A 22,957-nucleotide genomic window follows, 5' to 3' on the forward strand; every position below is an offset into this window, starting at 1 on the left:
AAAATTCCGTCAAGGCTTCGAAAAATTATTGCTTCACGGGGAGGTGTGGACCAGAGAACCCCTCTGTGACGAATCGCACATATCCGGATACCTTCCCTTCCCGCCCTTCCAGCCCTTCCTCCTACACCTGGTACCGCTGCGGCGCGAACAGGTGGAGGTGCTCCGCAACCCAGGCGGACGTCCGCTTCAGGCCCTCCTCCAAGGACACCCGCGGTTCCCAGCCCGCCCACTCACGGGCACGCGAGTTGTCGGAGAGCAGCCGCTGCACCTCGCTGCCGGCGGGCCGCAGCCGTGCCGGGTCCACGACCACCTCCGCCTCGCGGCCCGACGCGGCGACGAGGGCACGGGCGAGGTCGCCGATGGCGATCTCGCGCCCGGTGCCCAGGTTGACCACCTCGCCGAGGGCGCGGTCGCAGTCCGCCACCGCCAGGAAACCGGCGGCGGTGTCGGTGACGTATGTGAAATCGCGCGTGGGCGTCAGCGACCCCAGCCTGATCTCCCGTGCGCCTGAGTGGAGTTGGGCGAGGATCGCCGGGATGACGGCGCGGGCCGACTGGCGCGGGCCGTAGGTGTTGAAGGGCCGTACCACGGTGACGGGCAGGCCGAAGGCGTGCCGGTGCGAGAGGGCCATCATGTCCGCGCCGATCTTCGAGGCGGAGTAGGGGGACTGGGGCTGGAGGGGGTGGTCCTCGCCGATGGGGGCGGTCAGGGCGGTGCCGTAGACCTCGCTGGTGGAGGTGTGCACCAGGCGGCGCACGGAGTGCCGGCGGCAGGCCTCGGCGATGTTCTCGGTGCCGACGACGTTGGTGTGCACATAGGCGCCGGGCGAGTCGTAGCTGTAGGGGATGCCGATGAGGGCGGCGAGATGGAAGACGGTGTCGCAGCCCTCGACGGCGTCCATCACACGGCCCGCGTCGCGCACGTCGCCCGCCAGCATCTCGACGGGGCCGGCCTGCCCCAGGTGGTGGGCGAGGTGGCCCTTCTCGGCGTACGGCTTGTAGTGGACGAACGCCCGGACGTGCGCGCCCTGTTCGACGAGCAGGTCGACGAGGGTGGAGCCGATGAAGCCCTCGGCGCCGGTGACCAGGACCGTGCGGTCCTTCCATGCGGTGTGCGGCGTGTTCGTGCGTGCCGTCGTGGCCCGGGTGTTCATGCGGACTCCTGGAACGGGATTGCGGTGTGAGCGGGTCGAGGGTTCGTGGCCAGGGCGATGACCTTGGCGGCCAGCAGATCGGCGGCCTGTGCGTGCGTGCCGGGATCTGCTGCGTGGCTCATGGCGGCGAGCCGGGCGGGGTTGTCGAGCAGCGGGGTGACGAGCGCGTCCAGGCTCCCGGCGTCGGTCTGTGCGTCGGGCAGCAGGAGGGCCGCACCGGCGTCCGACAGGACGCGGGCATTGTGGGTCTGGTGGTCGCCGGGGGCGTGCGGATACGGGACGAGGACGGCCGGCATGCCGGCGCTGGCCAGTTCCGCGACGGTGGCCGAGCCGGCCCGGCACACCACGAGGTCGGCGGCCGCGTAGGCGAGGTCCATGCGGTCCAGGTAGGCCACCGCCTCGGCGACCGCGTCCCCGCCCTGTGCCGCGAGCCGGGCCCGTGCCGCGCCGAGGGCCGCCGGTCCGGTCTTGATCAGCATGCGCAGGCCGGCACGGGAACGGAGGCGGGCCGCCAGACCGACAGCGGCGTCCGTCAGCCGTGCCGCGCCCAGGCTGCCGCCGTTGACCAGCAGCATGCGGGCCCCGGCGGGTATGCCCAGCGCTCTTCTTGCCTGTGCCCGCAGGGCCGTGCGGTCCAGGCCCGCCAGCGTCCGACCAGCGGCATGCCGACGGTCTCGGCCCGTTCGCCGCCGGCCAGGTGCTCGCGGCTGCGGTCGAAGGCCAGCGCGATGTGCGGGGTGAGCCGTGCGGCGAACTTGTTCGCGCGTCCCGGCACCGCATTGGACTCGTGGACCAGGCTCGGCAGCCCCGCCATCCGCGCCCCGACGATCACGGGGGCGCTCGGATAGCCGCCCATGCCGACCGCCACGCGGGCGCCCTGTTCCCGCAGGATCGTCCGGCACTGCGCACCGGACTTCAGCAGCGCAGCGGGCAGCAAATAGCGTCTGACGCCCAATGACCGGTCGAACGGAATCATGTCGACGGTGTGCAGCCGGTATCCGGCCTTGGGGATCAGGGTGGTCTCCAGCCCGCGTTCGGTCCCGACGAAGGTGACGACCGCATCGGGCACGGCCCTTCGCAGGGCGTCGGCGAGGGCGAGGCCCGGATAGATGTGTCCACCGGTGCCGCCTGCACCGATGACGACGGAAAGGGGGGCGCTGTGGGACGGCGCGCCGGTCCGGTCTGTGCGCATACCGGCACGTTCGCAGGGGATTTTGAGAGGAATTTAAGAGAGGAATCCATGAGCGGGCGCTGTCGGGCGCGTCAATCCGCCAGGGAGTCCATGGGGTTGGGCAGCAGGGCCCAGTGGTCCCGTCCCGGGGACAGCCGCATCAGCGTGAGCGCCTTCACCGGCAGCCGTTCCTCGCGGAGCGCCCGCAGGTCCTCGGTCGGGGCGAGCTCCCGGGTGGCGTCCTCGAGGAGGGCGCCCAGTGCGTGGGCGCTCCCGGCCAGCGGGCCCAGCGCACCGGTGACCAGGCAGCCGAAGACCTTGCGGCGCAGGGCGCGGGGGTCGTCGTCGAGCAGCCGGCCGGTCAGCGGCGGCGCCGGGAAGCCGTGCCGGGCCAGCCGGGCCGGGCTGATGCGGATGTCGGCGAGATCGCGGTAGACCAGCCGCCGGGCCCGGCCCGCGGCGTCGACGACGGCGAGGAGGTTCTGTCCGTGCCCCTCGACGGCCACCCCCAAATCGAGCAGGTCCAGGCAGACCCCGACGGCCAGCCGTGCGAACCCGGTGATCCGCTCCCGCCGTTCCGCCGGCGCGAGCGGGGCGAAGAGCGCGGGCAACTCGGCCACGGGCACGACCCGTTCCCCCTCCCCCGCGTAGCGGTACGGCGACTCGCGCAGCATCGCCGCCAGATCCGGCGTACCGGCCCCGGCCGCCGCCAGCGTCCGGGCGATGTGCAGCCGGCCCTCCAGACGGTCCGCGACGCGCGCGGCGACCTCCGAGGTGGCCAGGGCGCGCTCCACCGAGTAGGCGGAGATGTCCCGTACGGCGGAGGTGATCTGGGTGCTCAGTGCGGTCTTGACGTGCGTGTCCCCGCCGAGGTCGAGCGTGCGCAGGGACAGCAGCGGATGTGCCTGCGGCCCGGGGAGCAGCGTGCGGCCGGTCAGGACGTGCCGGGCCTGCCAGGGGTGCACCGGGATCAACGCGGCTTCGCCGTCGCGCAGTTGCCGCGGCCACGGGCCGCGCACCGTGGCGCCCGTGACCGGTGCCAGTCGCAGGTTCACCACCGGCCGGTGCTCGGGTGCGTACGCCAGTTGCTCGGCGGCCGAGAAGCCGGGCCGGGACCGGCAGGTGGGGTGGTAGGGGTGGCCGTCCGGCGAGCGCTGCTCCCACTCCCACGGCGCCGCGGGCGGGCCGGCGGGAGGGGGCGTCGTGCGGGAGAGCGCCAGCGAGGCGACGCTGTGGTCGAGTTCGGCGGCCAGCCGCTCCCCGCCGGGCACGGACAGGGCCGCCAGCAGCCGGGCCGGATGGTCGTACGGGCGGCCGTCCAGCTCCAGGACGGCGGCCTCCGTGCCCGTCGCCCAGGGGTCCGACGGCGGGCCGTGCAGCCGCCGCCCGTCGGCCAGTTCCAGCGTGACGCCGTCGCGCCCGGGGGCCCGCTCCGCGACCCAGGGCAGCGGCTCGTGGACCAGCCCCCGCCACAGCCGCGCCAGCACCGCCGCCCGCGCCGCGGGCAGGGCGGCCTCGCATGCGGCCGCCAACTCGGGGCGCATGTTGTCCAGTTCCTTCACAAGGTCCCGTTCGGCATCGGTGCGGCACACGGGCGTGTCCTACCGCATTCGAACACCTCCCACACATACTGACGGTCGATGAATGACTCAGCCCGGACAGCCGACACGACCGGCACGGCCGTCGCAGCCGACGCCCTCGCCATCGTGCCCTTGCTCAACTGCCTGCTCCGCGAAGCAGCCGCACCGGCCGGGGAACCGGTCGCCGGCCACGCCGTCCACCGCCTGCGCGCCAGCGGCCGGCTGTTGCGCGTCCGTACCGGCCACCGGCCCTCCGCTCCCGAGGTGTGGTCCGGTACGGCCTGGCAACTCCTGCGCCACTCCGGCCTCGTCGACCTGGCCGTGCAGGAGATGCGTGCCGTCACCGGGCGCTCCAACGCCGCGCTGGCCGCCGAGATGGCCGCCAGCCGTGCGGCCGTGGAGGCCCTCCTCACCGCCCGCGCCCGTACCGCGCCGCCAGACGACCTGTGGCTGCGTTCCGAACAGGCCCTGGTCATGGGCCATCCCTTCCACCCGGCCCCCAAGGCCCGCACCGGCGGCGGCCCGCCCGGCGCCTGGCTGCGCTACGCGCCCGAGGCGTACGGCCGTTTCCCGCTCGTCCTGCTGGGCGTGCGCGACGATGCGGTGATCGACGGCGGCGACACGCATGCCCTGGACGCCCTCGGCCAGGCCCCGCCCGGCTACCGTCCGCTGCCCGTCCACCCCTGGCAGTTCGGCCTCACCAGCCACCTGCCCGCTGTGCGCGCCGCCTTCGCCGAGGGCCGTCTCGTCCGGCTGGGCGTCACCCCGTGGGAGGCCAGGGCCACGTCCTCGGTCCGTACGGTGCACGTCCCCGGAGGTCCGGGGCGGGCCGGGGACCTGTTCCTGAAGTTCAGCCTGGAGGTGCAGATCACCAACGATGTCCGGCGGATCCGGAAGCACGAACTCCGCCACGTCCGCCGCACCGACCCGCTGGTGGCCGCCGCGTTCCGGGCCATGGGCGGCCCCGCGGCCTGGCTGGGCGAGCGGGGGCACCGCACGGTCCGCGGCCTGGAGGAGACATTCCCCGTCCTCGTCCGGGACGGCCTGGACGGCCGCCTGGTCCCGGGAACCGCCGCCGTGCTGACCGCCGCCCTCGTCGAGGGCTTCGAGGGCAGCCCCCTCGACCGGCTCACCGACCCGCTGCCCTGGTGGTCGGCCTACCTGGGCCAGGTCGTCCCGCCCGTGCTGGAGGCCTACGCCCGGCACGGCGTCGCGGTCGAGTGCCACCTCCAGAACACTCTGATCGCCGTCGACGCGGACGGTATCCCCGTCCAGGCCGTCTTCCGCGACACCGAGGGCGCCAGAGCCCTCCCCGGGACGCCCCGCGCGGCGGCCGCGAAACGTCTCGCCTACTGCCTCGTGATCAACAACCTCACCGAGATCGCGAACGCCCTCGCCCACCGCTTCCCCCGGGCCGCGGACGCCCTGTGGCCCCTCGCGCGCCGGGAGGTCGAACGGTACGAGAAGGAGCGCGGCGTCCCGGGGACCACCGCGCTCCTCACCACGCCGACACTGCCGGGCAAGGCGAGCCTGCTGTCCCGCTGGATCGGTGCAGACGGCACCGACCCGTGCTACCTGCCCGTCCCCAATCCCCTGGCCGTACGGCCGTGAGACCGGTCCGGGCGGAGGCGGTCTACTGCTCGAGGACCACGACGTTCTCGGCCTGCGGTCCTTTCGTTCCCTGCACCAGGTCGTATTCGACCCGGTCGTTGTCCATGAGGGATTTGAAGCCCTGGCTCTGAATCGCGGAGAAGTGCACGAAGACGTCCGGCCCGCCGTCGTCCTGGCTGATGAATCCGAATCCCTTGTCCGCGTTGAACCACTTCACGGTCCCTGTCGCCATCGCACGTCCTTCACGCTGAAATCGCTGCTCGATCGTTGTTCCTCTGAATTCACGTCGGCCGAGCGGCCTGCGTCAAGCGCGCCACGCCCCGGAAGCACCTGTGCCGGTGAATATGCCCTGTGCGTCCGGGGAGTCGTCGGCGACCTCCTACGAGGCCTGCGGTGTCACACGGGTGAGGACCGACGTGCGCACGCCCTCCGGGTCCACGTCGAGTGCGGTCAGGACCTTGAGAGCGAGGCCTTCGCCTTCCGCGACGAGGCCGAGCAGCATGTGTTCGGTGTCGATGCGCTGCTGCCCGAGGGCCGCTGCCTCACGGACGGTCAGTTCCAGGGCCTTCTTGGCGTGCGGGGTGTAGGCGGGCCGCGGGAAGTGGAAGGCCCCGGGGCCGAAGGTGTCGTCGGCGCGGCGCTGGATCTCGGCGACATCGATGCCGATCGAGGCGAGGGCGTCCTTCGCCGCCTGGGCGCCGGTTGCGGTCGCCCCGGACTCCTCCAGGAGGCGCACGGCCTCCTCGCGCGCCTGCGCCAGGTCCAGGCCGTGTTCGCGGAGCACTTCGCCTGCCGTGCCCGCTGTCCCGGCCAGGCCGAGCAGTATGTGCTCCGTACCGATGAAGTCGTGCCCCAGGGAGAGAGCCGCATCCTGGGAGGCCACCACGGCCCGCTTGGCGAGCTCGGTGAATTGATCGAACACGTTGACTACTCCTCCTTGCCCATGGCCTTGCGCCGGCCTGCGTGCTTCTCGTGGACCGACTGCCTGCTGACCTGCAGTGCCGTTGCAACTGCCTGCCATGTCCAGCCCTGTTCACGGGCGTTGTCCACGTGCAGGCGTTCCAGTTCCTCCAGCAGGCGCCGCAGCGCGACGACGGCCTGGAGCCCTACGGCGGGATCCTTGTCGGTGACCTGGCCTGCCAGTGCGGCGGCCGGTGAGTCCTCGGCGCTCATGATGTCAGGATTCCCTGACAGTGAGGATGTGTCAAGACACCCTGACAGAGGGGGTGTTGATCAGGCGGAGCCGCAGACCGTACGGCGCAGCACGCGCCCGCAGTTGCGCGCGTACGCCCGCTGGAAGAGCGGGACCAGCGGTCCGGCGGCCCGGGTGTACCAGCGCGCCGGGCGGCTGAAGGCGGTCACCGTCAGCCGTACGTCCTCGGCCCCGTCGATGGTCACCACGAACGACTCCTCGCCGCACTCGGGGTGGCCTCGCAGCGTTCCGTAGGCGAAGCCGGCCCGCCGTTCGTCCCGTACGGTCCACACCACCTCGCACGGCGCGGCGATCCGCAGCGGGCCGCGGGCCAGCACGGGGGTCACGGCGACGCCGGGTGCGGCGGGCGGTGTGCCGGTGGCGATGCGCACACCGGCGGCCCGGTGCATGGTCCAGTCGAGCACCGCGTCGGCGGCGGCCTCGAACACGGCCCTGCCGCGGCCGAGGTGGGTGGTTTCGCGGAGGTGGTGATAGCCGTCGGGCAGCCGGTGCTGCCGCGTGGCGCCCACCTCGGGGTAGCTGAACGTCGTCATCGGATCCCAGTATGCCGACCGGCTCTTGCGGCGGGCGAACCAGCGGGCCCGGAGCAGCTGTTCACTCGGGTCGCACGGCGCGGTCGTACAGGTCGGCCAGTTCGTTCGCGCATGTGTCGGGGTCGTGTCCGGCGGACAGCAGCGGGGCCGTGCTGTCGATCGAAGCACGCAGCGACGCCGCCATGACCTGGGGGTCGAAAGAGCGGAAGACTCCGGCTCGTTGCCCGTCGGCGAAGAGGCGGGCCAGCCGCTTCAGCCCTTCGGTGTGGTGCCGCTCATAAGCCCCCGTGCCGCCATTGAGCAGGATCTGCTGGAGCGCCCGCACCTCCGGTACGTGATCGGCGATGAATGCGACGTTCGCCCGGATGACGGCGGCGAGCAGGTCGCGGGGTCCGGTGGCGGCAGCGAGGGAGGGCCGCATGAAGGACTCGGAGTCGGCGACGACCTGGTCGGCGACGGCCGCGAAGAGCTCGTCCTTGCCGGAGAAGTGGTAGGTGATCAGCCGTTTGCTGCTGAGCCCGGCCCTCTTGCAGATGGCCTCGAACGTCGTGGCCTGGTAGCCCTGTTCGGCCAGGAGGGCGATCGCGGCGCGGGTGATCTGTTCCTTGCGGGCCGCGGTCGCGGCCTGCCGGGGTGTCATGGCCATCACGCCCGCCCGCCGGTCCGGGGGTAGGCCCGGCGGACGTCCTTGCGGCCCACCATGACCGCGGCGAGGGCCAGCAGCACGCCGACGACGGCCTGTTCGGCCTTCATCCACACCGGGAAGCCGTCGTGCGGCAGCGCAACGATCACCACGATCGCCACCGGGGCGACGGTGGACATCAGCCGCATGCGCAGGTACGCGGGGCGGCTGCCGCGGAAGGCCCGCCCGGCCAGCAGGAGGAGCACGGCGGAGATCACGACGACGATGACGCCCCGGACCCAGACGGCGGGACTGCCGCCGACGAGCGCCGCCACGGCGAGCGTGGCGGCCGAGACGGCCAGGACGACACCGAAGAGGGCGCGCACGCGCCCGTAGAGCTTGTTATCCATGCGGATAACTTTATCCGACCGGATAACGAATGTCACTGAGTAGGATCCAGCCGGGTCTCAGGGGAGGCCAAACGGGGAGGAACGATTCGGCATGCGCACACTCGGAGTGGACGACCCGGCACAGGTGGGGCCGTTCCGCACGGTCGGGGTGCTCGGGCAGGGCGGCATGGGACAGGTGCTGCTCGGGGTGGCACCGGACGGGCGGCTCGTGGCTGTCAAGCGGGTCCATGCCGACCTGGCGGAGGACCCCGGGTTCCGGTCCCGCTTCCGGCGGGAGGTGGATGCCTCGCGACGGGTGTCCGGCGCCTACACCGCGCCGGTCGTCGATGCCGATCCGGACGCGCCGACACCCTGGCTCGCCTCGGTCTTCCTGCCGGGCCCCGCGCTGAGCGAGGCGCTGGACACGGGCGGGGCGCTGCCCGAGGAGGCGGTGCGGCTGCTCGGCGCCGGGCTCGCCCAGGCCCTGGACGACATCCACCGGGCGGGGCTCGTGCACCGGGACCTCAAGCCGTCGAACGTGCTGCTGACGGAAGACGGCGTACGGGTCGTCGACTTCGGGATCGCGCGCGCCGCCGACCACGAGACGAAGCTGACCCACACCGGCGCGCTGATCGGCTCCCCCGCGTTCATGTCGCCCGAGCAGGTCCGGGGCGAGCAGCCGGGCCCGGCGAGCGACGTGTTCTCCCTCGGTGTCACGCTCGTGACGGCCGCCACGGGCCGGACCCCGTTCGCCGGGGACTCGCCGTTCGCGCTCATGCACGCCGTCGCCCACGACCTCCCCGACCTGGGCTCCCTGCCGCCCGTGCTGCGCCGGATCGTCGAGCCGTGCCTGGCCAAGGACCCGGCCGCGCGGCCGACGCCCGTGCAACTCCTCGGGCTGATAGGACCGTTGACGCCCTCCGCGCGCCCCTGGCCGGCGACGGTGTACGAGCGGATCGCGGAACGCCGGGCCTGGGCGGACCGGCTCGCGGCCACGGCCGGCCCCGTGCCCCCGCCGCCGCCCGCCTTCCCGCCGGCCCCGGTTCCCGCGCCGCGCCGCCGCCCCCGGTGGCTGACTCCCGCGATCGTGACGGGCGGGGTGCTCGCGGCCGCGGCCGCCACGGTCCTGGCGATCGGCCCGGACAACGTCTACTACGCGGCCTTCCCCGAGCCCGCGCCGACCCCCGGCACGACCCCGCTCGCCCAAGTGCGGGACAAATACACCAAGTCGGTCCCGACCTGCAATCAGGTCGGCCGCACCATGAAGGCCCCGCCCGCTTTCGGAAAACCTGGGGGCAATTTCCCCGACGAGGTGTTCCAGTACCGCGACAGCGAAGGACGCACCCATCCGCAGAGCGCCTGCTACTGGAACACCCGCTCCGGCGACCAGATCGACATCACCTGGGATCTCTACCCCTCCCGGCCGGGCGGGCCCACCGGCGCCGAGCAGGCGAAGGAGCACTACGAGGGCTTCTACATGCGGGGCAGGACCCCGCGCGACTCCGGGCTGGGGTTCGTGGAGGAGGGCATGTGGCTCAAGGGCTCCGACGAGAACAACTGCGTGCTCTATGCCCGGGACGTCAACCTGGCGCTGTTCGTGGCGGTCAAGGGCGTCCACTACCCGAAGGGCGTCTGCGAGGATCTCGCGAAGGACATGGCCCGTCAGAGCGTGGCGGCGGTGAAGTCCCTGTGAGCGCCCCGCACTCCACACCCGGCACGCCCGCGAAGGCCGGCCCGTACCTCCTCCTCACCGAGCTCGGACGGGGCGGCATGGGACGCGTCCTGCTCGGGCTCGCCCCGGACGGCCGGCCGGCGGCGGTGAAGCTGGTGCACGCCCGGCACGCGGCCGACGACGGCTTCCGGTCCCGTTTCCGGCGCGAGGTGGAGGCCTCGCGGAAGGTGTCCGGCGCGTACACGGCGGCCGTCCTCGACGCCGACGCGGACGCCGAACAGCCGTGGCTCGCCTCGGTGTTCGTGGCCGGCCCCTCCCTGGGCGCGGCCGTGGAACGTGCTGGTGCGCTGCCGGAGGGCGCCCTGCACCGGCTCGCGGTGGGCCTGGCGACGGCCCTGGGCGAGATCCACCGGGCCGGCCTCGTCCACCGCGACCTCAAGCCCGAGAACGTCCTGCTCGCGGAGGACGGCGCCCGCGTCATCGACTTCGGCATCGCACGGGCGGCCGAGACCGGGGACGCCACCGAACTCACCGGAACCGGCTGGGTGATCGGCTCGCCCCCGTTCATGTCGCCCGAGCAGGCGGAGAGCCGCGAACTGACCGGGGCGAGCGACGTGTTCTCGCTCGGCGCGGTGCTCGTCCTGGCGGCGACCGGCCGCAGCCCCTTCGCCGGCCCCTCCGCCCTCCAGACGCTCTACAACGTCATCCACACCGAACCCGACCTGAGCGGCGTGCCCCGGTCCCTGCACGGGATCGTCGCCCGCTGCCTGGCCAAGAACCCCGCCGACCGTCCGACACCGGCCGAACTCCTCGCCCTCCTGGGCCCGGTGGCCCCGACGGCCCGGCCGTGGCCGCCCGAGGTGCACCGGATGGTCGACGAGCAGCGGGCCCGGGTCGCGGGCCTGCTCGACGGCGACCCCGAACGCACGGCGCCCCTGAGCGGCCCCGGTCCCGCCGCCCCGCGGACGGCCGTGCTCACCACGTACGACACCCCTGCCCGGCCGCCCCGCCGCCGGCGCCCCGTGGCGTGGGCGACGGCGGGCGCGGTGCTCGCGGCGGGACTCGGCGCGGGCGCCTGGCTGCTGCTGCGCAATGACAGCGGCGGCAGCAACAGCAGCGGCCCGCAGGACAAGTACGTGACGATGCCGGTGTGTTCGGAGGCCGTGCCCAGGCTTCCCTTGCGGCAGGAGCGGAGGAAGGACAAGGACGTCGCCCGCGAGGACGGGAGGTCCGGGGGAACCAGCTGCTCCTGGTACGACAGGGACCAACCCCAGGCCGACGGCTGGAACTACTCCCCCAGCGCCGACGTCTCGTGGGAAGTGTTCCGTTCGGACCCGGGCAAGAACGGTACGGAGAGCCAGCGGAAGGACTTCACCGACGGCGCGAGGTTCGGGCGGCGCGACACCGGCCTCGGCTTCGGCGACGAGGCCTACTGGTCGGACTCCGCGGCCGAACGGAAGAGCTGTCAGCTCAACGTCCGCGACGGCAACCTCGTGGTACGGGTCTACCTGGACGGCGCCAAGCACCCCGCATGCAAGACGGAGGCGCGGGACATCGCGCGGGCAGCGCTGGCAGCCATGCCGCCGCGGGCGGACTGATCGAACGGCAGCCTGTCGCAAGCCCGGTTGTCAGCGGTGCCGTCCGGCCGCCCGCTGCATGGCACGGGCGTGCTCGGCCTCGTCGTACGCGTTGTGCTCGAACATCCGGGCGGCGCGCTCGCATCCGGCTTTGCGTGCCTGGCGGGCGAAGCGCCGGTAGATGGTGTGGGCCTCGTCCTGCTCGCCGCGGATGGTGGTGCGCAGGTTCTGCCGGGTCCTGCCGACCAGCCCGGCCAGGTCGGCCTCGCCCGCGAAATGCTCGCGCAGTTCGACCGTGGCAGCGCCTTCGAAGAGGCGGGCGAGTGCCTGGAGGCCTGCGCGGCGGGCGTGCTGGGCGTAGAGGGTGTACTTGGCGTCGGCCATGGCCTCGCCGTGCATGGCGGTGTCGAGATTGGCCTTGGTGCGGGCCGCCTTCACCTTCGGCGGGCCGGCCTTGACCGTGACGACAGTGGCCTTGGGCGGTGCGGGGATGGTGCCCTTGCCGGTCTCGATCACGTTCAGGGCGGTCTGGAAGGCCTCTCTGTGGGACGCCTCGTCCTTGGCGATCTCGCTGAACAGTTCCGCAGCCTTGTCGTCGCCGTCCTCCTTCGCCTGCCGCGCGAAGGTGGGATACATGGTCACCGCCTCGTACGCCTCACCGGAGACGGCCGCCCCGAGGTTGGCGGCATCCGAGCCCACCAGCTTCGCGAGCTTGGCCGCCGCCCGGAAGTGGTCGCCGAGCTCGACGCGCGCGGTGCGCAGGTACAGGAGGCCGGTTGTGCGGCGGCCTTCGCGGTGGGCCTGGGCGGCATAGAGGGTGTAGGAGGCGTGGGCGAACGCTTCGCCGCGCAGGGCGTCGTCGAGGTTCTTGCGCGTCTGCGTGTCCATCCCGTGGTCGGTGCCCTCGGCGGCGAGGGGCAGGCGGTCGGCAGGAAGCGGCGATGCGGAGGCGGTGCCGAGCGGTCCGGCCGAGACCAGGCATGCGGTCAGGCCGGCGACGAGAGTGCGGGTGCGGAGCGGCGTCACTGCTGGTCCTCCTCGGGCAGGGCGGCGGGACGGGCCGTGGGTGCCGGTCCGTCCTCAGCAGATCAACAGCTCTGCGGGCATGCCACCGCAGGCGGCCTCTTCGGGTGAGCGGCCGTCACCCGTGCGCGCCGCGATATGCAGCCCCTCGTTCCTGACCGCATTTCACGTCGGCTGTCCGCTGTGTGCACCATCCGGCCCTGTCCTCCGGACGAGGATGCACGCTGGAGTGGAAGACCACGGGGCAGGGAGCGATGGTGCGTCGAGTGGAGCACGCCGTGGCGGACGAGGGTGAGCGTGGAGCGAACGTCGGGCCGGAGGCGGCCCGGGCTGCGGTCCGGCGCCTGCTGGAGCCTGCCTTGCTGGTCACCACCGGGGCCGCATTGCTCGGTGGTGGCATCGCGTGGCTGCTGGGCGACCAGGACGTCGCCGATGCGTGCTGGGCGGCAGGCACGGTGGTGGCAGTCGTGCCGGCCGTCGCATGGGTGGTGGCCGCCCTGTGCAGGAGGCGTGCCGGGGTCGACCTGATCGCTGTCCTGGCGCTGGCGGGCACTCTGGCAGTCGGCGAGTACCTTGCCGGTGCGCTGATCGCGCTGATGCTGGCAACCGGACGGACGTTGGAGGCCGCCGCCGAGCGGCGCGCCTCGGGCGACCTGCGCTCCCTGCTGGAACGTGCGCCGCGCTCGGCCCGCCGCCGCACCGACGGTGAGGTCACCGTGGTCGCGCTGGCCGATGTCACCGTGGGCGACGTGCTGGTGGTGGGGCCCGGTGAGGTGGTGCCGGTGGACGGTGAGGTCGCCGCCGGGCCCGCGGTGCTCGACGAGTCCGCACTGACCGGCGAGTCCGCGCAGGCCGAACGCGGTCGGGGGGAGGCGGTGCGCAGCGGCGTGGTCAACGCCGGCGGGGTCTTCGAGCTGGTGGCGACGGCCACCGCTGCGGACAGCACGTATGCGGAGATCGTGCGGCTGGCGAGGCAGGCGAGCGCCGAGCGGGCACCGACGGTGCGACTGGCCGAGCGGTATGCCGCCTGGTTCCTGCCGTTGACGCTGGGGGTGGCGGGCATCGCCTGGGCGGTGAGCGGGTCGGCGGAACGGGCGGTGGCGGTCCTGGTCGTGGCGACCCCGTGCCCGCTGCTGCTGGCCGCGCCGGTGGCCATCGTCTCGGGCCTGTCGCGGGCGGCCCGGCGTGGCGTCGTCGTCCGCGACGGCGGGGCCCTGGAGCGTCTGGGCCGGGCGCGCACCCTGGTGATCGACAAGACGGGCACGCTGACCACCGGGCGGCCCCGGGTGCTGCAGGTGGCGGCCGCCCCCGGCGGGCCGTCCCCGGGCGAGGTGCTGCGGCTCGCCGCCTCGCTCGACCAGGTCTCCTCGCACGTCCTGGCCGAGGCCATCCTCCATGAGGCCCGCACGCGCAACCTCGCTCTGTCGATCCCCCGGGAGACCACCGAGGAACCGGGCCGGGGCGTGACCGGCACCGTCGACGGCCGTCATGTCACGGTGGGCAGGTCCGGCCTGTCCCCCTCACAGCTGCCCGACTGGGCGCGGGCGGTGGACAACCGTGCCCTGCTCGACGGTGCCGCCATCGTCTGGCTCGTCCTCGACGGCACGCTCACCGGGGCCGTCCTCCTCCACGACCCGCTGCGGTACGACGCCCCGCGCACCGTACGGCGGCTGCGGACGGCAGGGCTGACCCGGCTGCTGATGCTCACCGGCGACCGCCCCGAGCCGGCCCGGCAGGTCGGCGCCGTCCTCGGCCTGGACGAGGTGCGCGCGGGGCAACTCCCCACCGACAAGATCGCCGCGGTGCGCGGGGAGAGCGCACGGGCCGTCACGGTCATGGTCGGCGACGGCATCAACGACGCCCCGGCCCTGGCCGCCGCCGACGTCGGGGTCGCCATGGGCGCCCGGGGCGCCACCTCCGCTTCCGAGGCCGCCGACGTCATCCTCACCACCGACCGCGTCGGCCGCCTCGCCGACGCCATGGACATCGCCGCCCGCGCCCGTCGCATCGCCGTGCAGAGCGCCGCAGGCGGCATGGGAATGTCCCTCGCCGCCATGGTCGCGGCCCTCCTCGGCCGGCTGCCCCCGGCTCCGGGTGCCCTTCTCCAGGAGGCCATCGACGTCGCCGTCATCCTCAACGCCCTCCGCGCCCTGCTCCCTGCCCGCGGCACCCGGCCTGCTCTCGAACCGGAGGCGGAGAGCCTCATCCACCGCTTCGCCGCCGAACACGACGACCTCAGGGACACCCTCGACGCCATCCGCGAAGCCGCCGGCCTGCTGACCGCCGACCACGGCCCCCGCGCCCTGACCGCCGTACGGGATGTCGACCGTCTGCTCACCACCCGCCTCCTCCCGCACGAGCGCGCCGAGGAACACCAGCTCTACCCCGCTCTCGACCAGCAACTCGGCCCCGAAACCACGGACACCATGAGCCGCGCCCACGCCGAGATCGAACGCCTCGCCCGCCGCATCGCCACCCACCTCCGCCTCGCCGAGGAACAAGGCGGGCTCCAGCACGAACAACTCGACGATCTGCGCGCCTCCTTGTACGGACTCCACACCGTCCTCCGCCTCCACTTCGCGCAGGAGGAGGAGAGCTACTTCTCTCTCGCCCCGTGAAATCACGTACACAGGGCACCGGGAAGCCGGCCTCCGGCCGACGCCGGTGGCCCCTGACTCGACGGCGTCCGTTCGGCGCCGCTAGCCGCCGGTCAGCGGCAGCACCGGGAAGGGGTGGTTCTGCCAGAGCAGGCGGGATGTCTCCTCCGGGTAGGCGGTGACGGCCGATTGCGTGTCGAAGACCCGGGTGAGGCGTCGTTCGGCGTCGTACGCAGGCCAGCCTGGGTCGCCGTGGGCGGCGAAGGACGTCCATGCGGTACGCATCTGCGCGGACAGCTCCTCCGCGGCGGCGGACGGGCTCTCGCCGAGCAGCGCGGAGAGCAGGCCGTCGCCCAGGTTGCCGAACACGAGGGGGACGTCGAGGCCGTGGCAGGCGCCGAGGGCGCCTCCCATTCCCGGGCAGGGCCAGGCCAGTTCGTACAGGTGGGCCCGGCCGCCGCCGGTGACCTGCGCCTCGGCGAGGTGGAGGCTCGGCATGCGGAACAGCCAATCGGAACCGACCAGTTCGAACAGCTCGCCCGGCCCCGCGGCGGGGAAGCCCTCACGGTACCGGCGCGCGCCGTCCGGGCCGGGGGCGAACACCTCGAGCACCATGGCGGCTTGCTCGTCCGTCACCTTGCCGAGCGTGCCGTCGAAGACGGTGAACAGCCGCTGCTCGTCACGGGTGTGCCCGACAAGGAGGTCGATGTCGCGGCCGGCGCCGTCCGCCAGGGCCTGCCAGGGAGTGACGGGCAGCACGTCACCGTCGACGACGGGCGAGAACAGGACCGACTTGTGCGCGGGCTGCCCCCAGCGCTCCGCGAAGGAGGCCGACTTGGCGCCGACGGCATCCCCGGCTGCGGGCAGCCGGTCCGGGGCCACGGTCGCCAGGTCGGCCGCGGTGGGCCGCAGCCCCAGCTCGGCGGCGCAGGCGGCGGCGATGTCGGCGGCGAGTTCCGGCGAGAAGAACGTCCCGCACACGCTCTGCGCGATGGCCCGGCGGAAGAGCCCGGCGGCGCGCGGCACGGCCAGCAGCGCGGCGACCGACCCCGCCCCCGCCGACTGCCCGAAGACCGTGACCCGATCCGGGTCGCCGCCGAAGGCCCGGATGTTGTCGCGCACCCACTCCAGCGCGGCGACCTGATCGAGCAGGCCGCGATTGGCGGGCGCCCCGTCGATGTGCGCGAAGCCCTCGATGCCCACGCGGTAGTTGAGCGTCACCACGACGACACCGCCCTCCCGCGCGAGGCGGGCCCCGTCGTACTCGGGAAGGCCGGACGTGCCGATGACGTAGGCGCCGCCGTAGATCCACACCAGCACCGGAAGCCCCGCCCCCGCGTGCGGCTCGGACGACCAGACGTTGACCGTCAGCCAGTCGTAGCCCGCGCCCCGTGACAGCGCATCCATCCCGAAGGCCCCGGCCTGAGGGGGCGGCGGACCGTACGACACGGCGGGGCGCACCCCGTCCCACGTCCCGACCGGCTGCGGCGCGGCAAACCGGAGCGCACCCACGGGCGCCTCGGCGAAGGGGACGCCACGAAAGACGGCCACGCCTTCTTCCCGACGGCCGCACAGCACCCCGGCTGCGATGCGGACTTCGGGCTCGGAGCCGGCCGGCTCGGATGCGGCAGTCGTCATCACGGTCCCTTTCCGGGCGGGGGGAATCATCATCCCGCCGGAGCGGGGCGGGGGGCCAGCCATTTACGGGGCGGGGGCAGCGGGGAGAGCGCGCCCGGGTGACCGTGCCGGCCCTCCCGGTGGTGCTCCGCGTCGGCCCGTGGCGGCTCTGCGATCGTGGCGCCGACGACCGCCCGCGACCGGAGGGACCCCCGTGGCCGACGTGCTCACCGTGCTGTTCGCCGTTCTGGCCGCGCTGAGCAACGCAACCGCCGTGGTGCTCCAGCGGACGGCCGCCCGTACCGTGCCCCGGTCGGATGCCTTCAGTCTGCGGCTGATGAGTCACCTGATGCGCCGTCCCGTGTGGCTCGGCGGGATCGTGGCCGTGCTCTGCGCGGCCGTCTTCCAGGCCCTGGCGCTCTCGCTGGGCTCCCTGTCCCTGGTGCAGCCGATCTTCGTCAGCGAGCTTCCGTTCGCCCTGCTGATCGCCGGCCCCGTGCTGCGCCGCCGGCTGCCCGCGTACGGCTGGGCGGCCATCGTGATGGTCGCCGCGGGGCTCGCGCTGGCCCTGGTCGCCGCCGCGCCCCGGGGCGAGCATGTGCACGTCGCCACCGTGCGGTGGCTGGCGGCCGTGGCGGCCGCGCTCGCCGCCATGATGGTGTGTGTCGTGGCCGCTCTTCCGCGGCCCCGGGGCAAGGCCCGCGCCGCCCTGTTCGCCACCGCCGCCGCCATCGGATACGGGCTGACCGCCGCGCTGATGAAGGACGCCTCGGTCACCTTCGCCCGGCGGGGTGCCGTCGCCTTCTTCGCCACCTGGCAGACCTACGGCTTCGTGGTGGTGGGCGCCATCGCCCTGTTCCTGCTCTCGAACGCCATGGAGTCGGGGCCGCTGCTCGCCTCGCAGCCCGCACTCACGCTGGGCGATGCGCTGGTCAGCGTCGCCCTGGGACTCCTGGTGTACGAGGAGCGCGTGCGCACCGGGTGGTGGCTGGTCCCGGAGGGGGTCGGGGTGCTCATGATCACGGCTGGTGTGCTGGTGCTCCCCCGGGTGGAGTCGCAGGCCCTCCCGGAGCCGCCGGGCCCGGCTGGGCCGCGCCCGGCGTGACGTCCCTCAAGGGGTCTCGAGGGGGCTCGGGGTTCAAGGAGTCAGCGTCCACTTCTGGTTGGGCAGGCCGTTGCAGTCCCAGATGCCGAGCTGGGTGCCGTTGTCCGTGTTGAAGCCCAGGTCGTCGAGGCACTTGCCGGTGAGGACGTTCTTCAGCGATCCGTCCGCCTGCGGGATCCACTGCTCGCCCTGGCTGGACGGGATGCAGTCTTGAAGTGCTCTCCTGCCCTTGCGAGCTCAGGAAGGAGATTCCTGCCTACCTTGCGGCGGCGGGCTTGACACGACGTGCGCGCCTGACGACTGCCCTCCCGGCAGCCGGGACGAGCGCGTGGCCCATCCGGTAAAGGTCCAGGATATTCCGGGCGGCGTTCCAGTCGGCGTTGCCTGACAAACCGCAGTCCGGGTTCCTGCACACGAACACGGCCTGGCTCTCCCGGCTACCCGGTGTGGTGAAACCACAGGCTGAGCAGCGCTGGGAGGTGCCAGGGGCGGGAACCTTGTGCACGGTGCCGCCGTACCTGGCGGCCTTGTACGTCAGCATCGTCACGGTCCGGCCCCACGCCTCCTGACTGATGGAGCGGTTGAGACCGGCCTTCTGCCTGACGCTCTTCCCCGGTTCCTCGATGGAACCCCGGGCGCTCTTGGTCATGTTCGCGATGTCCAGGTTTTCCACCACAATCACGCCGTACTGCCGGGCGAGGAACGTGGTGGTCTGGTGCTGCCAGTCGGTTACCCGTCGCTTGGCTTTCGCTCGGAGCTTGCCGATCTGGTCGTATACCACCCGCAGCCGGTTCGATGACTGCCGTCCGGGCTTGCGATGCTGCTTGAGCCGTGCGGCCTGCCGTTCCAGGCGGCGGAGCTTGCCCTTCTCCTCCGCGTTCAGCCACTTGTCGCGGTCGGAAGTGCCGTCCCGGAGACGGGGCGGGCGGCCGTGATTCTGGTGGTTGCCGTCAGAAAGGGCGAGGGGGATGTTCACCCCGGCGTCGATGCCGACTTCCGGCCCTTGGTGGGGTGCGGGTCCGGCTTCGAGAGTGGTGATGCGAAAGGCGATATGCCAGCCCAGCGCATCCTTAACCAACCTGGCACCAGTGATTCGGTTGTCGGCGTTCGCCTTCTTAGCTACGGGCAGGTCGCGGGTCCAGTGGAATCGGACCCGACCGACCTTGGGAACGTTGACCAGGCCCCAGCGGCGGTGCACCCGCGTGATCTGCAAGTCCCGGCCCTGCGGGATGTCCACGCTCATCACCGAGCGGAAGCGGGCCTTGAAGTTCGGCTTGTCAGCCCGCCCTTCCCAGCAGTTCTTCCATGCCTGGAAATACGTCTTGAGTACCGCTTGTGCGGCTTGGGCCGGAAGGACGGCGAAAAAGTCGACCTCCTTACGCGCCTGGCGGATCGCCACATCCGCAGCAGCCAAGGTGCGCTTGTCCTTGGGCAGCATCGTCCACCAGGCGTGCAGACAGTTCCACATGGTGCGGGCCGCGTGCGCCTGATCATTCATGAGGCGGACTTCAGCAGGACTCAGCACCAGCCGGGCACGATGCCCGAACTGAAGCTGCCGCAAGCGCAGTTCACTGCCCACACGGTCACACTACCAACTACTGAGGTTTCCAGCGTGAAGTCGGGAGTTTCTGATCGTGAGGCCGGTTTCGCTGAGGCAACCGTCGATTAGCTCGGGCTGGTACTGAATCCCACCGCAGGCTGCGGCGGAGGGTAAGGATGAGTATTCGCCGCTGGTGTAGGCGGTGTTGGCGAGCGGCCCAAGCAGAAGCAGGCCCCACCCGCACGATCCCGCCCTGTGCCAGGCGCACCGGTTCGCCTTCTGCCTGGGCACCGCGCTGCTCGTACTCGCCCCGGCCGGCGCCCTGGCCGTCGAGCGGGCGGTCGGCGTACCGGGGCTGCCCATGCTGCTGGGGGACGTCCTGCGGATGCTCGCCGTCTGCTGCCTGGGCCTGCTGACCGACAGGCCGGTCCGGCGTCAGGGGACGGTCGCGGCGCTGGTTCTCCTCCTGTTGCCCGCGCTTTTCACCGCGGCGCACCTGCACCACCTGGCCGGCCGGCTCTTCGTCGACGACGGGGACCGCCCGGCCCTGGCCGCCTACGACGCGGTGCTCGTGCTCTATCCCGCCTGGCAGTTGACGGCGTTGTGCCGGACGGTCGGGCGGCGGGCCCGCCGCGCGGGTGCGGGCGCGCAGCGCACCGGGCTGTGCCTGCTCACCGCCGCCACGGCCGCGGGACTGGTCTGGACGGCCTGGGGTCTCGACGACGTCCGGCTCGCCCTGTTCACCGGCCGGCACACGGAGGGCGACGACGCCGTCTCCGTGGCGCTGGGGCTGCTGTGCACGGTCCTGGTGACCGCCGGAGGCAGTGCGGCCGCCTGGCCCGCGCTGAGTCACTGGTGGTGGTGCCGGCGCACCTACCGGGCGCTGGGCCCTTTATGGTCCGCGCTGCACCGTGCCTTCCCCGAGACGGCTCTCCCGGCGGGCCGCGGCACCCTCGGCGGCCTCGTCCCGCACCGGCTGCGCTTCGCTCTCTACCGCCGGGTCATCGAGATCCACGACGGGCTGCTCCTGCTGCGCCCCCGGCTCCGGCCGGCCGTCCCGGGGGACGACGCGGCGCACGCCGCGGCCGCACAGATCGCCGCGGCGCTACGGGCGCCCGCTCCGACTTCCGCTCCCGCAACGGGCCTCCCGCCCGGTTCGCTCCCCCTGGACACCGCCTCGGGAACCGACGTCGCCGCATCGCAACTCGCCGCCGCCTCCCGTGCGTTCGCGCGGCTCGGCAGCGGTCGCAGCGCCGAAGACGAGGCGTACGTGACCATCTGACGGAGAACTACGCCCCGTCCAGCCACCGCACCTCGTACGGCGAGAGGGCCAGCACCCGCCCGTCGACCCGGGCCGCGACCGGCCTGCGTTCGGTGTTGACGACGAGTACGGCCGCGTCGTCGGCGAGGACCTCGATCCTGGCGCCGAATGCCGCACCGGCGGCGACCGGCCGGAAAGCGGAACCCGGAGGGAACTCCCGGGCGAACCGCGTCAGCAGCTGCGCCATGGGCAAACCGTGGCCGCCGTCGTGGAGTCGGGTGCTCCGCCACAGGCAGCCGGGGCAGTCGTCCCCGGCCTGCTGCGGGTTCCAGTAGAAGGCGGCCGCCGCGCCGCTCGTCGCCAGCCTCATCAGTGCGGTGGCGTGAACGGCGGTGCGATGCCGCTCGCTCCAGCCGTCCCGCCCGCCCGGCCCGTCGCCCTCGGCGGGCGGCTCGACGTACCACTCGGCCCACCAGACCGGAAGCCCTGTGACGCTCCTGAGCCAGCGGGTGACGTCCGCGAACTTCCGGGTGGCGGCGAAGGCGTCGGGGATCGTCCGGTGCCCCTCACGGGTGTAGCTCGCTCCGTCGACGACGACGAAGTCCGCGCCTGTCTTGTGCGCGTTCCAGTAGTGGACGACGTCGACGGAGCGCCGGTCGAGCCCGCCCCAGGGGCCGTGCACCTCGGGTGAACCGTCCGCGTCGCCGGGCGGCTCGTGGTCGGCGACCACGTAGGGACCGCCGACCAGGTTCTCCGGGTTCTGCCGCTTCAGCTCCTCGTACACGAGGTTGTACAGATCGGTGTAACCCTCGTGGTTCCAGCGGCGCTTGTGCTCGTCGTAGAAGCCCTTCAGCTCGTTCCACACGAGGAAGTGCCGGATGTCCGGATAGCGGCGGGCGACCACCCCGGCCAGCCGGGCGAAGTCCGCATAGTGCCGGGGATCGGGCGCGGCCTCAAGCCGCGACCAGTCGGTGTGCCCCTTCCGCCCGCCCTTCATCCAGTCGGGGGCGCCGCACAGGGTCAGGACGGGTATGGCGCCGGTGGCCCGCATCAGCGCGACGCGCTCGTCGAGGGCCTGGAAGTCGTGGTGCCCGGGCGCCGGTTCGGGGTTCTCGGCGCCCCAGCCCATGATGTGCTGGTTCTGCGGCAGGGGCTGCGCGGAGAGCAGGGCACCGGCCCTGCCGACGGCGTCCGGTGTGCCGTGGTCCGCGCTGTGGCGGGTGTGCGTGAAGCCCCAGCCGGGCTGGAGTGCCGCCGCTCGCCGCTCCGCGCCCGACCGGTCCCCGTCATGTCGTCGCACGAGATCCGAGGATATCCGGGACTGCCCGGATCCGGTCCAGGAACGACCCGACTTCCTCGGCGAACACGTCCGGGGCGTCCGCGTGGAGCCAGTGCCCGCATCCGGGCATTTCGACCAGCTGCGTGTTCGGCCGCTCGGCTGCCATGCGCTGTGCCGTGGCCGCGGTGAGGATGAAACTGTCGCCGCCGCGCAGGAGGAGGGCCGGTTGTGCGGAGGCCGCCCACTGGGCGGAGAAGTCGCCGGTGAGCGCGTGTTGAGAGGCCATCATGTCGTCGGTGTCGAAGAGGAGTCCCCAGCCGTCGTCGAACCGGGCCGCGCTGTCGAGGAAGTACGAGGCGTCGGGGATGCCCTGCGCTTCTATCGCGTCCTTGAGCGCCCGGCGGGAGGAGCTGCGCCGGGGCCATCCGGTGACGTCCAGAACGGGTCGGGTCTCGGGCTCCTGGTTGAGGACGGTCATGTCGGCGATCACAAGTGCCGAGACCAGCTCGGGGTGCCGGCGGGCGAGCAGGAAGGCGATCGCGCCGCCCATCGAGTGGCCCAGGACCACTGCGGGCGCGAGGTCGAGTACCCGGAGGAAGGCCGCGGCGTCGGCGACGTAGGCGTCGGGTGTGGTGTCGCCGCCGTTGTCCGAGAGTCCATGCCCGCGCTGGTCGAGCGCGACGACGCGGCAGCGCCCGGCGAGCGCGGAGGCCAGCGGGGCGAAGATCCATCCCCGCCCGAAGTGACCGTGCAGGGCCAGCAGTACGGGGCCGGGGCCCCCGAAGTCCAGATAGGCGAAGCGACGGCCGTGGAGCTGGATGAAGGACTCCATGGGCATGGCGGGCTCTCCTGGCAGCGGTCGGCGGATGTGGCGCTGCCGACGGTACCCGGCGGCCTCCGCAAGGCCCGAGCCCCCACAGCTTGTGACGCCGTCGGCACCGTGCGTCGCTTCAAAGAATCTTTACAACTGCGACGCCGGGCGCCGCCCTCCCCCCAACCGCCCCACGGAATGCC

Annotated in this window: 20 protein-coding genes and 1 pseudogene; 6 read left to right on the plus strand and 15 right to left on the minus strand. The window is 72.7% G+C overall.

The genetic code is table 11. The annotated features are described in order from the left end of the window. Positions 1 to 121 precede the first annotated feature (121 nt). The 3 genes and pseudogenes from HG542_RS14230 to HG542_RS14240 form a co-directional block, all read right to left on the minus strand. On the minus strand, positions 122 to 1,153 hold the full coding sequence (locus tag HG542_RS14230; RefSeq protein WP_171081291.1) for an SDR family NAD(P)-dependent oxidoreductase: 1,032 nt from the start codon (positions 1,151 to 1,153) through the stop codon (positions 122 to 124). After that, positions 1,150 to 2,345 (minus strand): annotated as a pseudogene (locus tag HG542_RS14235) (UDP-N-acetylglucosamine--N-acetylmuramyl-(pentapeptide) pyrophosphoryl-undecaprenol N-acetylglucosamine transferase). The gene HG542_RS14230 and the pseudogene HG542_RS14235 overlap by 4 nt, the downstream one beginning before the upstream one ends. Before the next feature lie 71 nt (positions 2,346 to 2,416). Beyond that, positions 2,417 to 3,868 carry an IucA/IucC family protein gene (locus HG542_RS14240; protein ID WP_171081352.1) on the minus strand — a complete coding sequence of 484 codons (1,452 nt, stop codon included), beginning with the start codon at positions 3,866 to 3,868 and terminating at the stop codon, positions 2,417 to 2,419. Positions 3,869 to 3,964: 96 nt separating this feature from the next. On the opposite strand from HG542_RS14240, the gene HG542_RS14245 reads away from it, so the two are divergent. Beyond that, positions 3,965 to 5,515, plus strand: coding sequence for an IucA/IucC family protein (locus tag HG542_RS14245; RefSeq protein WP_171081293.1), 1,551 nt, complete (start codon positions 3,965 to 3,967; stop codon positions 5,513 to 5,515). A gap of 22 nt (positions 5,516 to 5,537) precedes the next feature. Here HG542_RS14245 and HG542_RS14250 read toward each other — a convergent pair whose 3' ends face one another. From HG542_RS14250 to HG542_RS14275, 6 genes are all read right to left on the minus strand, one after another. Beyond that, positions 5,538 to 5,747, minus strand: a complete 210-nt coding sequence (locus tag HG542_RS14250; RefSeq protein ID WP_171081294.1) for a cold-shock protein — start codon at positions 5,745 to 5,747, stop codon at positions 5,538 to 5,540. 147 nt (positions 5,748 to 5,894) lie between these two features. Further along, positions 5,895 to 6,437 (minus strand): Clp protease N-terminal domain-containing protein, encoded by a 543-nt coding sequence (locus HG542_RS36270; protein WP_373313169.1) that lies wholly within the window; start codon positions 6,435 to 6,437, stop codon positions 5,895 to 5,897. 5 nt (positions 6,438 to 6,442) lie between these two features. Next, positions 6,443 to 6,688, minus strand: a complete 246-nt coding sequence (locus HG542_RS14260; protein WP_171081298.1) for a hypothetical protein — start codon at positions 6,686 to 6,688, stop codon at positions 6,443 to 6,445. 60 nt (positions 6,689 to 6,748) lie between these two features. Further along, positions 6,749 to 7,261, minus strand: a complete 513-nt coding sequence (locus HG542_RS14265; RefSeq protein WP_171081300.1) for a DUF1990 domain-containing protein — start codon at positions 7,259 to 7,261, stop codon at positions 6,749 to 6,751. 61 nt (positions 7,262 to 7,322) lie between these two features. Beyond that, positions 7,323 to 7,907: a TetR/AcrR family transcriptional regulator gene (locus HG542_RS14270; protein WP_171081303.1), complete on the minus strand. Its 585-nt coding sequence runs from the start codon at positions 7,905 to 7,907 to the stop codon at positions 7,323 to 7,325. After that, positions 7,907 to 8,293, minus strand: a complete 387-nt coding sequence (locus HG542_RS14275; protein ID WP_171081304.1) for a hypothetical protein — start codon at positions 8,291 to 8,293, stop codon at positions 7,907 to 7,909. Before HG542_RS14275 ends, HG542_RS14270 begins: the two co-directional genes overlap by 1 nt. A gap of 91 nt (positions 8,294 to 8,384) precedes the next feature. Between HG542_RS14275 and HG542_RS14280 the strand changes: the two genes are divergently transcribed. Further along, on the plus strand, positions 8,385 to 9,965 hold the full coding sequence (locus tag HG542_RS14280; RefSeq protein WP_171081306.1) for a serine/threonine-protein kinase: 1,581 nt from the start codon (positions 8,385 to 8,387) through the stop codon (positions 9,963 to 9,965). Then, positions 9,962 to 11,542: a serine/threonine-protein kinase gene (locus HG542_RS14285; protein ID WP_229922718.1), complete on the plus strand. Its 1,581-nt coding sequence runs from the start codon at positions 9,962 to 9,964 to the stop codon at positions 11,540 to 11,542. Before HG542_RS14280 ends, HG542_RS14285 begins: the two co-directional genes overlap by 4 nt. A 30-nt stretch (positions 11,543 to 11,572) precedes the next feature. On the opposite strand, the gene HG542_RS14290 is transcribed toward HG542_RS14285, so the two are convergent. Then, positions 11,573 to 12,547, minus strand: coding sequence for a ferritin family protein (locus HG542_RS14290; RefSeq protein ID WP_229922719.1), 975 nt, complete (start codon positions 12,545 to 12,547; stop codon positions 11,573 to 11,575). Between the two features lie 251 nt (positions 12,548 to 12,798). On the opposite strand from HG542_RS14290, the gene HG542_RS14295 reads away from it, so the two are divergent. After that, the gene (locus HG542_RS14295) at positions 12,799 to 15,162 is read left to right on the plus strand and encodes a heavy metal translocating P-type ATPase (protein ID WP_171081308.1); all 2,364 of its coding nucleotides are present in this window, start codon (positions 12,799 to 12,801) and stop codon (positions 15,160 to 15,162) included. 81 nt (positions 15,163 to 15,243) lie between these two features. Here HG542_RS14295 and HG542_RS14300 read toward each other — a convergent pair whose 3' ends face one another. Further along, the gene (locus HG542_RS14300; protein WP_171081310.1) at positions 15,244 to 16,779 is read right to left on the minus strand and encodes a carboxylesterase/lipase family protein; all 1,536 of its coding nucleotides are present in this window, start codon (positions 16,777 to 16,779) and stop codon (positions 15,244 to 15,246) included. Between the two features lie 193 nt (positions 16,780 to 16,972). Between HG542_RS14300 and HG542_RS14305 the strand changes: the two genes are divergently transcribed. Beyond that, entirely contained in the window at positions 16,973 to 17,863 is an 891-nt protein-coding gene (locus HG542_RS14305) for a DMT family transporter (RefSeq protein WP_171081311.1), read from the plus strand. Between the two features lie 33 nt (positions 17,864 to 17,896). Here the strand turns inward: HG542_RS14305 and HG542_RS14310 are convergent, their stop codons facing one another. After that, positions 17,897 to 18,067, minus strand: a complete 171-nt coding sequence (locus tag HG542_RS14310; RefSeq protein WP_268256424.1) for an RICIN domain-containing protein — start codon at positions 18,065 to 18,067, stop codon at positions 17,897 to 17,899. Between the two features lie 52 nt (positions 18,068 to 18,119). After that, positions 18,120 to 19,442: an RNA-guided endonuclease InsQ/TnpB family protein gene (locus HG542_RS14315; protein ID WP_171081313.1), complete on the minus strand. Its 1,323-nt coding sequence runs from the start codon at positions 19,440 to 19,442 to the stop codon at positions 18,120 to 18,122. Between the two features lie 166 nt (positions 19,443 to 19,608). Here HG542_RS14315 and HG542_RS14320 point away from each other — a divergent pair, with 166 nt between their 5' ends. Beyond that, on the plus strand, positions 19,609 to 20,685 hold the full coding sequence (locus HG542_RS14320; protein ID WP_171081315.1) for an MAB_1171c family putative transporter: 1,077 nt from the start codon (positions 19,609 to 19,611) through the stop codon (positions 20,683 to 20,685). 7 nt (positions 20,686 to 20,692) lie between these two features. On the opposite strand, the gene HG542_RS14325 is transcribed toward HG542_RS14320, so the two are convergent. Together HG542_RS14325 and HG542_RS14330 are read right to left on the minus strand one after the other, a co-directional pair. Continuing rightward, entirely contained in the window at positions 20,693 to 21,964 is a 1,272-nt protein-coding gene (locus HG542_RS14325) for a glycoside hydrolase family protein (protein WP_171081317.1), read from the minus strand. After that, a complete protein-coding gene (locus HG542_RS14330) occupies positions 21,951 to 22,781 on the minus strand; it encodes an alpha/beta fold hydrolase (protein WP_171081319.1) in 831 nt (276 codons plus the stop codon). Before HG542_RS14330 ends, HG542_RS14325 begins: the two co-directional genes overlap by 14 nt. Positions 22,782 to 22,957: the final 176 nt, after the last annotated feature.

Source organism: Streptomyces morookaense (assembly GCF_013030945.1).
Taxonomy (GTDB): domain Bacteria; phylum Actinomycetota; class Actinomycetes; order Streptomycetales; family Streptomycetaceae; genus Streptomyces; species Streptomyces morookaensis.